Genomic DNA, 16,456 nt, shown 5'->3' with positions numbered 1-16,456 from the left:
TCCTTGGGTCGCGCCGAACGAGGGCGGCGGTATCAGCCGCCCTCGGCAGCGTCAGGCCAGGGCTTCCATCTTGCCGGCGGTGGGTATCTCGGAGGCGCCGGCGTTTTCGACGATCACCAGATCGAAGCCGCCACCGGCCTTCTTGCGCCACTGCCCGCCAACGAGCGGTGTCTTGCAGACGTTCTTCGCGGCGAAAGGTGGCAATCCCGCACCGCTCCAGGCCACTTTGCCCACCACCGTCGTCATGTCGGTGGCCGCTATCGCCGCCGCGATCGCCTCGGCATTGGTTGGATCCGACACGCGGCCCATGACATTGGCCGCCACCTCGAACAGCGAATGGACAAAACCGATCGGCTGGGTCCAGGGACGGCCGGTCTTGGCGGTGAAATCCGCAGCGAGTTCGGCCGAACTCTCGCCCGTCAGCGACGATTTGAACGGATGCGAGGCCGACCACCAGACCTCGGACGAGAGGTTGTGGCCAGCATCGCCGAGCGTCTCGACCGATTGCGGAAAAAGGATCGCCTTGGCGACCGTCACCGCCTTGGGGTTGAAGCCCTGCTGGCGGGCCTGGTTCCAGAAGGTGGTGAAGTCGGGGGGAATGACCACCCCGGTAACGATCTCGGCATTGGCGGCTTTGAAGGCGTTGACCTGCGCGGTGAAATCGTCCGAAAGGTTCTGATAGCGGCCAGGATCGGCAAGGCTGAAGCCGGCGGCGTCGAGGCCGGGCTTCAATCCATTCTTCGGGTCGCCCCAGGCATTGCCGTCGGCATCGTTGGGGAACAGCCCGCCCACCTTGCCGTTGGTGGAAAGCTGTTTCCACATGCCGGTGTAGACGGCGATGATGTCTTCGAGACCCCAGAAATAATGATAGGCGAAGTTGAAAGGCTTCCACGAGGCCGGATCGGCCGGATTGCCCTGCTGGCCGATAAACCAGGGCTGCCACGGCGCCATCGTCGAGATGACCGGCACGCCCTCCGCCTCGCAGGTGGTGGCCACAGGGTTGGTGTTCTCGGGTGTCGAGCCGACGAGCATCAGGTTGATCTCGTCATCGACGATCAAGCTCTTCGCCACCTCGGCCGCGCGATTGGGATTCGACTGGCTGTCCTTGACGATGACCTCGAAGTTCTTGCCCGCCTCGGAAGCGAGGAAGGCCTTGATGTTGTAGGCATCGCTCTCCGCGAAGCCGGCAAGCGGCCCGGTCTGCGGCGAAACATAGCCCAGGCGGATCTTGGCGCCTTGCGCGATGGCCGGCGTCGCCAGGCGCGAACCGGCCAGCGCCAGGCCTGTCGCCGCCGAGGCTTTCAGTAGGCTGCGTCTTGTGATCACTGTAGTTCCTCCCTATTGTTTTATTCTCAAGCCCCCGGACGGCGTCCCTCCCACGCCACCTGAAGGAGTTCCCTTATCGATCCCGGATCGATTGGCCTCGGATTGGCATAGGCATTCTTGACCGCGATCGCCGCCGCGCGGTCGAGATCGGTCTCCTCGATGCCGATCGCCTTCAAGCTCAGCGGAGAACCGACCGACTGTGCGAAATCCCAGAGCCCGCCGCCCGCCGAGCCGCCGCCGAATGCTTCGGCGATGGGGCGCAGCAGATCGGGCACTGCCGCTTCGTTGAAGGCGGTCGTGTAGGGCAGCAGGATGGCGTGGGTTTCGGCATGCGGCGTATCGAACGAGCCGCCGAAGACATGCGCCAGCTTGTGATGCAGCGCCATCGAGACATAGCCTAGCGCGGTCGAGCAGCACCACGCAGCATAGAGCGCCTGCGTCCGCGCTGCGCGCTCCTGCGGATTGCCGATCAACCTTGGAATGCCGTCCCGGAAGGCAACCATGGCATCCCTGCACATCAGCACGATCACCGGATTGCGGTCGGGGGCATAGAAGGCCTCCATCGCATGAGCGATCGCGTTCATCGCCGAGGTCACGGTGAGACCTACCGGCAGACTCAATGTCAGATCGACGTCGTAGATCACCGTCTCGGGGCGGATGTCCGGCGAGCGGCGGGTGGTCTTCTCGCCGGCCGCCGTCTCGCCGAGGATGTCGGTCATTTCCGAGCCGGCATAGGTGGTGGGAATGACCACCTGGTCGGCGCCGGTGCGCACGGCAATGGCCTTGCCGAGCCCGGTGGTCGAGCCGCCGCCAAGGCTGACGACCGCCGAAGCGCCGCTGCTGCGGAAGGCATCGACGGCCTGTTCCGTGACCTCGACAGGGGTATGCATGACCGCGCCGGCAAAGATCCCGGCCGCGAGGCCACCAAGGCTTGCGGCCAGTCTTTCCGCATCGCCCATCTGGTGCGGTGTCGACAGCACCATCACCTTGTCATGGCCGAGCCGCCGGACTTCCTCTTCGACGCGAGCCATGGTGCCGGCACCGAAGACCACCCGTGTCGTCAGGCCCGGAAAGGTGAAGCTGTCCATCATCGCGCCGCCTCCATGCGCGGGCCACGCCCGGCCGCGAGGTCGTCGAGGATCGTGCCCAGCATGGCGATCTCGGCGTCCGAGACCTCATGGCCGCGGCCCGGGAACAGATCGGCCCGCAGGCTCGCGCCAAACCGGCCCAGCGATTGCGCGGCATCGGCAAACGCCGAGACCGGTATCCAGGGATCGGCATCGCCGCCGGAAAGATAGATCGGCATTCCGGCCGGCGCCGCCTCGGATCTTTCGTCCGCCGGAACACCGACACGGCAGCCCGTGAAGGCCGCCAGAGCGTCCGGCGGCGGCAGCCCCGCGCAGAGATACTCGATCGACAGACACGCCCCTTGCGAGAAGCCCGCGAGAAGAAGCGGCAGTCCGGGCAGTTCGGCCCGCGCCGCGACCATTGCGGCCGCAAGGTGGTCGAGCGCGTCGGAAAGCTGCGCCCGGGCGACCGGCGTCAACGGGTCGACGGCACGCGCCTCCCACCACATGCCGAGCGGTGCGCGCGGCAGGATGAAGGCCACGGCGGACGCAGAAAGCCGCGACAGCACATGCGACTGCATCTCTTCGGGCGATTGGCCGCGGCCGTGGACGAAGACGCAAATCGCCTTCGCCTCCGGGCCTCTTGGCCCAAGCCGGAGCGGACCGCTGCCTGAACTCACGCGAAATCCGCCTCTTCCAGGCCGGCCTGCAATTCACTCTCGCGGTCCTTGAACCATGGCGGGAAGACCAGCGTCTTGCCTATCTGGCCCGGGGGCTCGTCCTTGGCCCAGCCTTCGGGCGTGGTCCAGGCAATTTCGAACAGCGCGCCTCCGGGGGAGCGGACATAGCAGGACTTGAAGTAGTTGCGGTCCTTCTGCTCCGAAATATCGGTGAAGCCGAGGCCCTCTATATGGGCGCGCAGTTTCAACTGGTTCTCTTCGTCGCCGGTGTTCAGGGCGAGGTGGTGGATCGTGCCGCCCGCCAGCGTCCAGGTGCCCTGCGGGCTGTCGCGGTCGACAATGACCTCCACGCGCTGAGCGACGCCGGCCGCGTCGGGCACGCGGAACACCAGCCCTTCGTGGTCGTCGGCCTCTTTCTCCATCGGCAATGCGATGGTCAGGAAGTCGTCCATGGCGGTGCGGTCCATCACCGCCACCACGGCGCCGTAGATTCCCTTGATGCCGTGGGCCTTGCCGATGCCCTGCGTTTCGTTGGCGATGGGCGCGCGTGGATCCCTGTCGCTTTCCACCAGCTCATGCGGGATGCCGCAGGGATGTGCGAAAGCCGCACGGTCGGCGCCAAAACGAGTGATCTTGATGGCCTCGATGCCGCGCGCGTTCAACCGGTCGACCCAGAAATCCACGGCCCCCTTGGGGATCGACTGCATGATGGTGCGCGACTGGTTGGACCCGCGGCGGCCATAGACGCCTGGCTTGCGGAACGGGAAGGTGGTGATGATCGTCGAGGCATCGCCGTTGGGCGAGCCGTAATAGAGGTGGTAGACAGGGATGACGCCATCGAACAAGACGGTGCGCTTGACCGAATGCAGGCCCAGTGCCTTGGTATAGAAATCAAAATCTTCCTGAGCGCTGTCGGTCGAGAGCGTCAAATGGTGGTAGCCGCTGACACGTGCCATCGGTCATCTCCTCCCAGAGGTTTCGGTTTCGCCCCGCCGCTGCGGGCAGAGCACGAGGTTGAGGTCGAGCGCGTGCTTCCGTTTTCCTCCGTTGGGCGGCAGCGCGCGGAACTCGGCCATGAGTTCGGGTTTGACCCCGAAGATGGCATCCCGGCCGATCGCGGGGTCCGACCGGTCGAAGATGTGGGTCGTCAGCGTTTCGAAGCCCTCCGCCGAGACGCGAAAATGGATGTGGGCCGGCCGCTCGAGGCCAAGGCCAAGTGCCGACATCAATTGGCCGACTGGGCCGTCCGACGGCAGCGTGTAGCCCTTCGGCTTCACCGTCGTGAAGCGGAACCGCCCCTGCGGATCGGTACGGAAGCGTCCGCGCAGATTGAATTCAGGCTGCCTATCAGGTTCCTGGTTCTCGTAGAGACCCTCGGCATTGGCCTGCCAGATCTCGACCACCGCATCGCCGATCCCCGCGCCGTCGAGCGCGACGATCCGGCCGGCAACTTCCAGCGGCTCACCCTTGTGATCGCGCGAAATGTTCGCGCCGAGCGGCATCTCCGGCACGTCGGCCCGGTAGAAGGGGCCGGCCAGGGTGTTTGGGGTCGCCCCAACAGGGCGCGGGCTGTTCTGATCCTCGATCAGCGAAGACACGCCCAGGACGTCGGCGAACAGCACCCATTCCTGGCGCCGCGCATCGGCGTAGTGGCCAACCTCGGTCAGAAAATCGATCGCCTGCCGGAATTCCTCGCCGGAGGGCCGCAACTCGACGATCAGCGCGTGCAAACCGTCGACGGCTGCCTGTGCCGCCGCCGCCAGGCGGGACTGGCCCATTGCCGTCAGGCGCCGTGAGAATTCCTCGGCCTGCGTCGAGATCGCCTTGGGGAATTCATCTCGCTTCGGGTCGTGCTGGCCGTGCATTCCGCCGGGGCCTCCCTTCCCCTTGCCAAGCGGGATAGCACGGCCCGACGCGATGCTTGATGAGATGTGGCGTCCCTTGTATAGCGTTTTGCTATGAAGCTGAACGAGCGCCACCTCATGCAGCTCGCCGCGGTGCTGGATGCAGGCGGCGTGTCGGAAGGAGCCGCTATGCTGGGCCTGACCCAGCCGGCAGTCAGCCGATCGCTGGCCATGCTGGAGGCACGGGTGGGCGAGCCGCTTTTCCTCAAGGGCCGCCGGCCGCTGCAGGCGACACCGCTCGGCTTCCAGCTGGCGGCGCAGGGCCGCACGATCATCACCGCGTCGCGCAAGGCGTCGGATGCGGTGCAGGGCTTCATGAAAGGCACCAAGGGCGTCGTCCGTGTCGGCGGTGTGCCTTTCTTCATGGATGCGATGATCAGCCGGATGATCGGAGAATTCCAGAAGCTCGAGCCCGAGGTCACCGTCCAGCAAAGCTACATGAACCTGCCCGAGATGGTCGCGGCGCTGGAGAGCAACCAGATCGATCTCGGGATCGTGCCGATCGGCGTGCTCGACCTGGGACCCGGCTTCGAATTCACGGAAATCCTGCCCGGACGCAACGTCGTGGCTTGCCGGCCCGACCATCCCCTGCTGCGAAATCGCCGCCTCAGGGCGCATGACCTGACCAGCTTTCCCTGGGTTGCCCCCCTACCCGGTTCTCCGCTGATGTCGGACCTGCAGATGATCCTGATGAGCATCGGCATGTCGGACCTCAACGTCCGCTATTCGGGAGGCTCGCTGATGAGCGTGATCAACTTCCTTGCGGAAACCGATGCGCTGGCGGTGCTGCCATTCTCGGTGGTCTTCGCGCAGCGCAAGGAAAACCGGGTGACGGTGCTGCCCTATGAAATTCCGCAGCCCAGCCGCTCGCTTGGAATCCTGCGCCGGGTCAGCGGGCCACGCTCGCCCGCGGCAGAGCGCTTCGCCGGCCACGTCACGACCGCCTTCGAGAATCTGAAGCACATCATCAAACGGCACGAGAATGCCGTCGTCTGGGGGCGGTAATCCAGCCTCGCTATTCGAATGATGCGGTGGCGTCACATAACGCGCATGTTTCCTCCAGCCGGAGGCGCTTCATCCCCGCGTCGCCGGTTAGGCTCGACGGCCGCCCGCCCCCAAAAGCCGTCGGGCCGCCAGAAATCCCGACATCCTATTGGCTCCTCGCCATCACTGCGTAAACGCCTTGGACATCTGATCCACAAAGGGTTTCAACAGATAGGACCAGACATTGCGTTCATCGGTGCGGATATGAACCTCGGCGGGCATACCTGGCCTCAGCACCTTCGCTTCGGTCAGGCAGTTCGATTTGCTTTCAACCTTGATACGCGCCGAGAAATGGGAAAGCTGACGTTGCGGATCTTTAATTAGATCTGCCGAGATGTGTTTCACTGACCCCTGGCAGACCGGAGTGGTTCCCACGTCGAACGCCGGAAAACGGATCGATACCGGCTGCCCCGGGCGGACGTCGTCGACCCGCGACGGCGGGATCAGCGCGTCCACCACAAGATCATCGGCATCAGGTACGATGGTCATGAGCATCTCGCCAGGCGCGATAACGCCGCCGACGGTATGGACAGCCGATTCCTGTATCGTTCCGGACTGCGGCGCGCGGATCGTTGTCTTGGTCAATTCATCCTGGGCCACAATCCTCCGTTCGTTGAGTTCGGTCTGCTTAGCTTCCGTCTCGCGGAGTTCGGTCGTCACGTCAGTGCGCCTTTGGTCATCCAGTTGCAGCATCTGCAACCCCGTTTCGCTGATGCGCGCCTGCGCTTCAGCTACTGCTGCAGCGAGGCGCCCCGATTCTCCCCTGGCCCGGGTGGCATCCAGCTTGATGTTGCTTAGCCTCTCCTTGGAGACGAGTTTTTTGGCGTAGAGGGAATCAACGTCCGCGAAATCCTTGTTCAGCAGAGCAACCGATTCATCCACCGCGCTCTGTTGCGCCTTAAGGCCGTCGATCTGACGTTCAAGTTGCTGGGATTGGCTTCTCAACTGTGCCTTCTGTCCAGCCAAAGCCGAAGCGCGCGTTTCAAAGAGAGCGCGCTCGCCATTGACGAGCGCAGCCAGCTCCGGCTGGTTCATTCGCGCCTTCAGGCCGGCCGGCAGCTGCATTTCCGCCAGGCCCGTGCGCTCGGCCTCCAACCGGGCGAGGCGGACGGTCGCGCGATCGAGATCCTCACTGATGATTTGCAGGTTAGCACGAGTCAGCGTGTCATCCAGTCTGACCAGCACGTCGCCGGCTCGTACATGATCTCCGTCCTGCGCGAAGATCCCGCCCACTGTGCCTCCGGTTTGATGCTGGACCTTCTTGACGTTGGTTTCCACCACCACGGTGGCTGGTGCAACCACAGCGCCGGCGATGTTGGTCAACCCCAGCCACAGGCCACCGCCAAGAACCAGCAGACCGGTAATCGCCAAGCCGAATATCAGGTTGGCCCGTATACCGTCCGACAGATCTGGCGCGCTCACGGCAGGCGGTTTGCTGCCACGAAGGGTCCGAGCATACGATGAGAAGGCGACGAATGTTTCGAGCAGAGCTTCATGCATGCCCGGCAACACCCGGTATCGGCGCCAAAGAAGCTGGCCGAGGTGAAACAGGCGGTGAAGGTCGGAGCACGTTCGCCAAGACCTGCTCGCGCGAGCCAAAGGCGTGAACCGTTCCATTCGACATAACCAGTACCTGATCGATGTTGGCGAGAGCTGAGGGACGATGCGCAACGACAATGACGATGCCTCCGCGCTGACGCACTGCCCGTATGGCGCCGGCCAGGGCAGCGTCCCCGTCCACGTCGAGGTTCGAGTTCGGTTCGTCGAGCACGACAAGAAACGGCTCGCCATAAAGTGCTCGGGCGAGACCCACGAGTTGCCTCTGCCCTGCCGACAGGGCCGCTCCGCCCTCGCCGATGCGGGTCTGAAATCCCTGGGGGAGTTGCATTATCATTTTCTCGACGCCGGCTGCTCTTGCCGCCGCAAGGACGCCTTTTGGATCCGTCTTGCCTCGGAACCTCGAAATGTTGTCTGCTACCGTGCCGTCAAACAACTCCACATCCTGCGGCATGTAGCCGATATGGGCGCCGAGTTGTTCCGAGTTCCATTGATCGAGAGAGGCGCCGTCCAATCTCACCGAGCCATGGAGCGGCTTCCACACCCCGACCAACGAACGCACCAAAGTTGTCTTGCCGGAACCGCTTGGGCCGATTACGGCCATCCCAGCGCCTCTCGACAGATGGAAGCTCACATTGACCACGGTTGGCTTTGGCAAGCCGGGCGGCGCAATGGTCAATTGCTCGACCGCAAACCGCGCCTGCGGCCGAGGCAACTCCATTGGCTCGTCCTGGCGGCCGAATGCCGCCATGACCGCCGCCAGCTCGGAATAGCTGCGCCGGGCCGACAGAAAGCCTCTCCAGTTTGCGATCGCAGCATCGACCGGAGCCAAGGCGCGGCCAAGCAAAATGGAAGATGCGATGATCACCCCAGGTGAAGCCTCGCCGCCGATCACCAGGTAAGCGCCGAGACCGAGAACACAGGACTGCAACGCCATCCGCAGGGCCTTCGACAGCGAACTGGCGCCACCAACGACGTCCGAGAGACGTTCCTGCTGGGCGAGATAGGCTCGGCTGACGTCGCTCCAGCGTCGAGCCAGTCGACCAGAAAGCCCCATTGCGTGAACGACTTCGGCGTTGCGGCGGCCGGAATCGGCAAGCGCCCGCTGCGACAGCAGCTCCTCCGAGGCACGCGCGGCGGGGCCTCGGCTAAACACTTCCGCAATCGCTGTTAAGAGGACCACGGCGATCGCACCGACCGTCGCCAGCAGGCCGAGCGAAGGATGGAGCAAATAAATGATCAGCAGATAAAAGGGGATCCACGGGGCGTCGAAGATGACCGTGGGTCCCGTTCCGGAGAGAAAGCCGCGCAGTCGGTCAAGATCATGCAAAGGCTGCAGACGGTCCGCATCACGCCCTGCCTTGAGCGGCAGGGACAGGGAGATGGAGAACACCTTCTGCTGCAAGTTCCTATAGAGCCGGCTGCCGATGCGGACCAGCACGCGAAGCCGCACGAAATCCAGAAGCCCGTATACGGCATACAGGCCCAGCATTCCGATCGTGAACCCCACCAGGGTGGGAACACTCTGCGACGGCAGAACGCGATCATAGATCTGCAGCATGTAGACCGAACCGGTCAGAGCGAGAATGTTTATCACTGCCGAGAACAGGGCCACGCCAAGCAGCCCAGGCATGCAGGCGAGAATGGCGGAACGTAGCTCGGGAGATCCGGCCCCCGATGTTTTCATGACCAGCGGCCGTTCGCGCGACACTGCCGCGCCGTTACTTCCGTAAGTTGTAATGGCTCAAACCTTTCTTAGTGCGCATAGCAGCCGCTATCCGTCGCCCCCCTTATTACGCTCTGCTTACATACGTCGACTTTGAGGAAAATGCAGCCGATTCGTGGCGTGAACCAGCGAAACGCGACGGCCGACGTCTCCCTGTCTGGGGATAACTTCCCGAAAGATGACGATTTTCGCTAAAGGAATTGGTCAGAACGGAGCCAGCAAAAGAGGCGTATGTCCTTGCTCCCAAACACTTTCAAAGGTGCCACGGTCGGCTGAGCAAAATACCTGCTATTGAGCAACAACTTAGATCAATCAAACATTCTATCCCGCTGTGTTTCGTATTTGATTTCATCCTAATGTAGCAATCACCTAAGCAGACGCGGGGCATAAGTCGAATCAACCAAAGGATCATTGGATGACACTCCATTATGCGTCCGGTGGATCAGCCACCGAAGTCGCAACCGCCGGGTTCAACCTGGTCGATGTTCAATATCTCTCGCAGGTCAATGCTTTGCCGGACGGCATGAAAGGCCTCGTCTATCTCAGCGCCCACGACGGCGTCACCTCCTCTTTCATCGAACAAGTTACGCCCTTTCTCAACAATCCCAAGGTGTTCGGGTTCTTCCTGATGGACGAGCCAGATCCCACCGGCAGATGGGGCACATATGCAAGTGCCGAAACCCTGAAGGCGGAGTCGGACTGGATCCATTCCCATTTTCCAGGCGCCAAGACGTTCATCACCATGATGAATATGGGCTCTCCAACAAACCCGGATTTTTCCAACACGTATAATCCGGCAAATACCGGCATCGACTACTATGGGTTGGACCCCTACCCGGTGCGCGATGACGTGAGCACGGTCGACTACAACATGATCGACAGGGCCGTGGCTGCGGCCGTCAAGTCCGGCATCCCCATCGACAAAATCATTCCGGTCTATCAGACTTTTGGCGGTGGCAACTGGACCACCGACACGGGCGGGAAGCATCAGATGCCGACGCCGGAACAGATGCAAACGATGATAGATCATTGGGCAGCACTGGTTCCGTCGCCTGCCTTCGATTATGCCTATGCCTGGGGCTCGCAGAACGGTGACACAGCTCTGGAAAATTCGCCGGAGTTGCAGGCTTTGTTCCAACAGCACAATCTCCAAAGCACCGGTGGCTCGGCCGCCCCCCCAGTAACCGATCCGATCGATACCACGACCCCGCCTCCAACCGACGTCGCCGCCCCTGCTCCGGCTACGCCTCCGACAGACGCCGCCGCTCCGGTTCCGGCCGCGCCGGCCCCGTCGGACAGCGATCATGTCTTCCATGGCACGCGCGGCGCAGATCGTTTTCACGCCACGACGGGCGATGACAAATATTTTGTCAACAACGCTCGTGACAAGGTGATGGAAGCGCCAGGCGGCGGCACTGACAAGGTCATGGCCTCGGTCAGCTACGCTCTTTCTGCGGGCTCACATATCGAGCAGCTCTCCACTGCTAGCTCTGGGGGCAGGACGGCCATCAACCTGACCGGCAATGAATTCGGCCAAGCCATCTACGGGAATGGCGGCGCCAACAAGATCAATGGTGGCGGTGGCGCCGACAAGATGACCGGATATGGTGGCAATGACACCTACTCCGTCGACAATGCTCACGACAAGGTGGTGGAGCAGAAGGGCAGCGGCATCGATAAAGTCCTCGCCTCTGTGAGTTTCGCCCTATCGGCTGGCTCTCACATCGAACAACTCGCGACCAGCAAGGCGTCCAGCAAGGCCGCGATCGACCTGACGGGCAATGAGTTCGCTCAAACCGTCAAAGGCAACGCCGGCGCCAACAAGATCGACGGCGGCGGTGGAGCCGATACTTTGACCGGCGGCCGCGGCAGTGATGTCTTCGTTTTCAGTACCGCTCTTGGCGACGGAAATGTCGACAGGATCACTGATTTCAACAAAGCCCAGGACAAAATCCACCTCGATCATTCCATCTTTGCCGGTCTCGATCAGGGGGGCCTCTCGTCGGACGCTTTCTTTGCCGGCAAAGCCGCGCATGACAGTTCCGATCACATTGTCTACAACAGTTCGACGGGAGCTCTTTCTTTCGACAGCGACGGCGTCGGAGGCGCAAACCAGATCCATTTCGCGAGCCTCTCTCCGCATCTGTCGATTACCGCATCGTCTTTCCTGGTCACCTGAACCAGCCCAGCGAAGAAATGCTCTAAGAAGTCGGCGAGGCCCCTGGGCCTCGCCGACAGATGTTCCGGATGAGTGGACCAACAGCTGACGTGCCGGTTCCGTCCTGAAGACCGGCCACGCAGGCCGAGGGCCGACTTGACGGCCCAGCGCAACTACGCGTCAAAGATTTTTTGCCATCAGCGAACCGCGGAGCTCAGGCACCGCGCCGCCGCAATTGGACACTCGAAAACCTTGGACAACCAAGGTGATGCAGACCAGCCACCCCTACCGGCTCAGGCAAGCACCGCGCTCATCCCGCAAGACACGAGTCGCATGAACGCTCCGGCAATCGCGAGGGAATCTCGCCTCGCTGGTCGCTACCCTTCCAAACATCCCTTGTGTCATTCAAACGGACGAGGACAGGCACCTGGTGTCCCCCTAGCGTGCACTCGGGCGGCATGCGCTCAGAGGTGATGAAACCGGGCCATGGCAGCATCGAGAGCCAATCGGTCAGTGCGCTTGGGAGAGGCAGATGAACCCGCACCTGGTCTGCGTGGGAGGCGAGGATCACGCCTTGAGAGTTCCCTTCCTCATCGCGCTGCGAGAGAAAGGCTTTCGCGTTACGGCGGTCTCGAGCGGTTCTCCCGTACCGTTTCTTCGGCATGACATTTCGCATCACAGGTTCTCCTTCGACCGCTTTGCAAGCGGAGGCGGGGAATGGCGCACTCTCCGAACGATGCGCCGCTTGATGCAGGAGCTTCAGCCTGACATCATCCAGAGCTTCGACACCAAGCCAAATCTGTTGACGCCCCTTTCGGTACAGGGAACTGTTCCGGTCATTCGCACCATCAACGGACTGGGGTGGACGTTCTCATCGCTGGAGCCTCGAGCCCTGGCCTTGCGTCCGGTCTATTGCGCACTGCAATGGCTTGCGTCTTCCTGGACGGCAGCGACCGTATTCCAAAATCGCGACGACCAACTGTTCTTCGAGCGCTTTCGGCTGATCGGCCGCGGAACTTCGCGACTGATACGCAGTTCCGGAATCGATGTCGATGCGTTCGCAACGGTGCGCCATCTCGGGTCCTCAGCAACGAAGATGCGAAAGGACCTCGGCCTTCAGTCCGCCGAAGTGGTGATCTTCGTCGGCCGTTTGACGCGCCAGAAAGGCGTGGCGACCCTTCTCAATGCGATCCCCCGCATCCTGTCCGCAAGGCCCGCGGCGCGGTTTGTGCTCGTCGGCCCACGAGAATCCGAGGGCTCATTCGCAATCGACAAATCGGAGCTCGATCGGCATGCACCTCATGTGCTGGCCTTGGGTCCACGACGCGATGTCGCCGATCTCCTTGGCATGGCCGATGTATTCGCCTTTCCCACTCAGTATCGCGAGGGGGTTCCGCGTGTATTGCTGGAGGCGGGGCTGGCGGGATTGCCCATCGTAGCCTCAAGGATGCCTGGCTGCAGCGACGTCGTCGAAGACGGATGGAATGGCTACCTGGTTGCGCCGCATGATGCCGATGCCCTCGCCTCGCGAACGATAGACTTGCTGTCCGACCGCGCGGCGGCCAAGGCGATGGGCGCCCGTTCTGTTGAACTTGTCCGGAGGCAATTTGCCCTGCCACTGGTGGTCGACCAGTACTGCGACCTTTACGACAACACACTCCGCGCGGGGCACATGCGACCGCTCCCTGCCGTCGGACTTGGAGGCGGCCTCGCAAATCACCGAGGCGGGGCACATCAATGATCCGGGACGCCTTGCTCGCCCTGGGAGTTGCGATGTCTTATGCGACGCAACTGGGCGTTCCGGGATTGCCGCTCGGATATGGCGAATTGTTCATCGCGATCTGGATCGTTCTGGCGATTGGACGAATACTCGCCGGCGGTCATCTCCAGGTCACGCCCGCTTTTGTCCAGCTTGCGAGCTTCTGGCTGATCTTGTCGCTGGCTTTGGGAATCGGTACGATCGTCGGCTACCTGACCACCGTCCTTTACCTGACCGGGCTGGTACATGACGTTATGGCCTATGTGTTGCTGGCAAGCTTCACATGCTTGGCGGCCGCGGAGCCCGACGCCGATCTTCACCTTCGCCGCAGTGCGTGGTGGGTGATCGCCATCGCCAACGGGAGCTTCGTAATTCAGCTGGGACTGGCATTTGGGGTAGCCCACCAGTCCGGCGTTGATCCCTGGTTCTGGGACAGGTTCCGTGGCTGGTCCGAGAACCCGAACCAACTTGCGCTCTATTGCGCGCTTTTTGGCCCACTGGCTTTGCATCTTGCTACGACCACCCGCAACCCATGGGCTCGTTTGCTTGCATTCTCATGCCTGCTCCTGACCTTCTATGTCGGCCGGCTGACGAAGAGCGACACCTATCTCTACACCAGCATCCTGAGCTGTCTCATCTTTATCGGATTGCGGCTTCGTGCATGGATAGCAACGAGTGGCCGCGCCAGCATGCCCCGCATGGCGGCAATTCTGCTGTTGGCGGGTTCCTTGCCTCTAGCGCTTGCAATGACGCCGTACGCGCTCACCGAGGAGACCAGCGTCGCCAATTTTGCCAAGAGCCTTACCAAAGACGAAGGCGGGGAAGGGACCATCGAAACGCTCGAACTCCGGCTCTATTTGTGGCAGGAGGCTGTGGAAAAAGGATTGAAATCCGGCTCCCTGGGACTGGGTCCTGGCCCCCACCTCGAGCGGCCGCCCGTCGCCGACCGTCAATTTCTGCAGCGACCTTTCGAAGCGCACAATACCGTTCTCGACCTTTACCTGCAGGGCGGATTGCTTGCCGTGATGGCGTTGGTCTGGATCGTGGGCGCCGCCATGTCCTTCGCCTGGCGAGCGGGATTCGACGCCCTGCTGGTGCTTGGTGTCTCGACGATAATCTTCAGCATGCCTCACCTGATCATCCGCCACCCGATCGTGTGGTTTTCGCTGGCTTTCTGCCTCGTTGCCGGAAATCCGACCGCACTTCGGCGGCAGCTTGCTGAACCGAGGGTGTCCTAATGTGTGGGATCGCGGGAATTCTATTGGCTTCCGACGCCGCGGACATAAAGCCGCTCGGAGCGATCGGGCGGATGACTGCATCGCTGCGTCACCGGGGGCCGGACGGCGAGGGGCTCTGGATCGACCGCGAAACTGGAATCGCACTGGGCCACAGGCGGTTGGCAATTGTCGACCTGTCAGCCGCCGGGCACCAGCCGATGCATTCCGCCAGCGGTCGGTACGTGATCACCTTCAACGGTGAGATATACAATTTTCGCGATTTGCGTTGCGAACTCGAGAGTGCGGGCCAAACCTTTCAAGGCGCCAGCGACACCGAAGTGATGCTGTGCGCAATCGAGCATTGGGGGCTTGAGGCCGCCCTCAATCGCTTTGCCGGGATGTTCGTCTTCGCATTGTGGGATCTCAAGACAAGAACCCTGCATCTGGCCCGCGACAGAATGGGCAAAAAGCCCCTCTATGTCGCATCGATCCGAGATGCGCTGGTTTTCGCCTCTGAGCTGAAGGCGATCAATTGCTTTCCGGGCTTTTCTCCCGACCTTGATCTTGATGCCGCCGCGGCAATGCTTTCGACGGGATGGGTGCCGGACCATCGCTGCATCTGGCGAAGCGTATTCAAACTGCCGCCTGGTTCCGTCCTTTCCGTCACGGCGGCGAATTTTGCCGAAGACCGCAGCGCGGACCGTCTTTCCCAAAGCGTTCACCGCTGGTGGTCGCTGGCTGACGTCGCTGCCGATGGGCGACGGAACCCCGTCATCGGCACGGACGAAGACCTCATTGACGAACTGGACAACCGGCTTCGGCTGGCTGTGCGGGAACGCATGATCGCCGACGTCCCTTTGGGCGGCTTCCTGTCGGGGGGCATCGACAGCTCAGCCGTGATCGCCTTGATGCAGGCCCAATCCTGCAAGCCGGTTCGCAGCTTCACGATCTCGTTCGCAGAGGGCGGCTTTGATGAAGCTCCATATGCAGCGGCCGTTGCCCGTCATCTGGGTACCGACCACTCCGAACTTCACCTCTCGCCAAGCGCCGCACGTGACGTCATTCCCGAGTTGCCCCAGGCCTGGGATGAACCCTTCGCCGATGAATCGCAAATACCGACCTTGCTTGTTGCCAGGCTCGCTCGTCAGCACGTCACCGTAGCGCTGTCGGGCGACGGCGGTGACGAATGCTTCGCAGGATACGGGCGCCACTTTATGGCGGAGCGGCTGAAACGGCACCTACGCCTGCCCCGACAACTGCGCCGAACCTTGGCGGCAGGAGCAGGTTTTTTCGCACGCGCCGGACGTGACGATGTCGTTGGCAAACTGCCGCTCTCTGCGAGCGCGAGGCATTTTATCCGGAGCGACCGAATGGAACGCCTCGCCCGGCTGCTCACGGCATCGAATGAAGACGAATTGTTTCAGCGGCTGGCGCGGCCACAGGCTGAAAACCTGGGATCTCAGCGGCCGACCGAACCAGCCTACGGCTACGGCGATCCGCCGCTTGACGACCTGCTCTCCCGTCTTCTCTACGATGACATGGCGGGCTACTTGCCTGGCGACATCTTGGTGAAGCTGGACCGTGCCACCATGGCCAACAGCCTTGAGGGTCGGTGTCCTCTCCTTGACCACCGCGTTGTCGAATTCTCCTGGCGGCTGCCATCCAACATGAAAGTTCGTGATGGCGCCGGCAAATGGATCCTTCGCCAATTGCTACGCCGCTATCTCCCGCAGCACCTGATCGAGCGTCCGAAACAAGGCTTCGATGTCCCTATCGCTGGATGGCTGCGGGGTCCGCTGCGCAACTGGGCCACCGATCTTCTCGCTGATATGCGAACCGAAAGCAGTGACGTATTGGACACCGCGAAGATCGACGCCTGCTGGCGCGATCACATTGATGGCCAGAACCGCTCCCGCGAATTGTGGTCCGCGTTGATGTTCCAGGCCTGGCGGAGCAAGGCCAATCGGCAAGCACAGCAAACCGGCCCAACTCATGAACTCGACCTGGCAGGAGTGTAA

The 16,456-nt window shown here is 62.1% G+C and carries 12 protein-coding genes; 5 read left to right on the top strand and 7 right to left on the bottom strand.

Annotated features, from left to right (window positions below; genetic code table 11):
• Window positions 1–51: 51 nt before the first annotated feature.
• From EOB80_RS05650 to EOB80_RS05630, 5 genes are read right to left on the bottom strand one after another with little or no spacing between them, the layout of a single operon-like run.
• Window positions 52–1,326, bottom strand: coding sequence for an ABC transporter substrate-binding protein (locus EOB80_RS05650; RefSeq protein WP_127266438.1), 1,275 nt, complete (start codon window positions 1,324–1,326; stop codon window positions 52–54).
• Between the two features lie 26 nt (window positions 1,327–1,352).
• Window positions 1,353–2,414, bottom strand: coding sequence for a maleylacetate reductase (locus EOB80_RS05645; protein WP_245463614.1), 1,062 nt, complete (start codon window positions 2,412–2,414; stop codon window positions 1,353–1,355).
• Complete coding sequence (locus EOB80_RS05640; RefSeq protein WP_127318890.1) at window positions 2,414–3,073, bottom strand: dienelactone hydrolase family protein; 660 nt, start codon at window positions 3,071–3,073, stop codon at window positions 2,414–2,416. The genes EOB80_RS05645 and EOB80_RS05640 overlap by 1 nt, the downstream gene beginning before the upstream one ends.
• The gene (locus EOB80_RS05635) at window positions 3,070–4,029 is read right to left on the bottom strand and encodes a VOC family protein (protein WP_127326949.1); all 960 of its coding nucleotides are present in this window, start codon (window positions 4,027–4,029) and stop codon (window positions 3,070–3,072) included. The genes EOB80_RS05640 and EOB80_RS05635 overlap by 4 nt, the downstream gene beginning before the upstream one ends.
• A gap of 3 nt (window positions 4,030–4,032) precedes the next feature.
• On the bottom strand, window positions 4,033–4,938 hold the full coding sequence (locus tag EOB80_RS05630; RefSeq protein WP_127326948.1) for a dioxygenase: 906 nt from the start codon (window positions 4,936–4,938) through the stop codon (window positions 4,033–4,035).
• Window positions 4,939–5,031: 93 nt separating this feature from the next.
• On the opposite strand from EOB80_RS05630, the gene EOB80_RS05625 reads away from it, so the two are divergent.
• Entirely contained in the window at window positions 5,032–5,982 is a 951-nt protein-coding gene (locus EOB80_RS05625; RefSeq protein WP_023808937.1) for a LysR family transcriptional regulator, read from the top strand.
• Window positions 5,983–6,144: 162 nt separating this feature from the next.
• Here the strand turns inward: EOB80_RS05625 and EOB80_RS05620 are convergent, their stop codons facing one another.
• The gene (locus tag EOB80_RS05620) at window positions 6,145–7,521 is read right to left on the bottom strand and encodes an HlyD family type I secretion periplasmic adaptor subunit (RefSeq protein WP_127326947.1); all 1,377 of its coding nucleotides are present in this window, start codon (window positions 7,519–7,521) and stop codon (window positions 6,145–6,147) included.
• On the bottom strand, window positions 7,514–9,265 hold the full coding sequence (locus EOB80_RS05615) for a type I secretion system permease/ATPase (protein ID WP_164762535.1): 1,752 nt from the start codon (window positions 9,263–9,265) through the stop codon (window positions 7,514–7,516). The genes EOB80_RS05620 and EOB80_RS05615 overlap by 8 nt, the downstream gene beginning before the upstream one ends.
• 454 nt (window positions 9,266–9,719) lie before the next feature.
• On the opposite strand from EOB80_RS05615, the gene EOB80_RS05610 reads away from it, so the two are divergent.
• The 4 genes from EOB80_RS05610 to asnB all read left to right on the top strand — a co-directional run bounded on the left by EOB80_RS05610 (window position 9,720) and on the right by asnB (window position 16,456).
• Window positions 9,720–11,483, top strand: coding sequence for a calcium-binding protein (locus EOB80_RS05610; protein ID WP_127326945.1), 1,764 nt, complete (start codon window positions 9,720–9,722; stop codon window positions 11,481–11,483).
• A 511-nt stretch (window positions 11,484–11,994) separates the two neighbouring features.
• Window positions 11,995–13,203: a glycosyltransferase family 4 protein gene (locus EOB80_RS05605; protein WP_127326944.1), complete on the top strand. Its 1,209-nt coding sequence runs from the start codon at window positions 11,995–11,997 to the stop codon at window positions 13,201–13,203.
• Between the two features lie 32 nt (window positions 13,204–13,235).
• Window positions 13,236–14,459, top strand: a complete 1,224-nt coding sequence (locus EOB80_RS05600; protein ID WP_245466253.1) for an O-antigen ligase family protein — start codon at window positions 13,236–13,238, stop codon at window positions 14,457–14,459.
• Entirely contained in the window at window positions 14,459–16,456 is a 1,998-nt protein-coding gene (asnB, locus tag EOB80_RS05595) for an asparagine synthase (glutamine-hydrolyzing) (RefSeq protein ID WP_127326942.1), read from the top strand. Before EOB80_RS05600 ends, asnB begins: the two co-directional genes overlap by 1 nt.

The sequence above is a fragment of the Mesorhizobium sp. M7A.F.Ca.MR.245.00.0.0 genome, assembly GCF_003997415.1.
GTDB lineage: Bacteria > Pseudomonadota > Alphaproteobacteria > Rhizobiales > Rhizobiaceae > Mesorhizobium.
The sequence above is the reverse complement of the archived record's forward strand: the minus strand, read 5'-3'. Positions and strand labels throughout refer to the sequence as shown.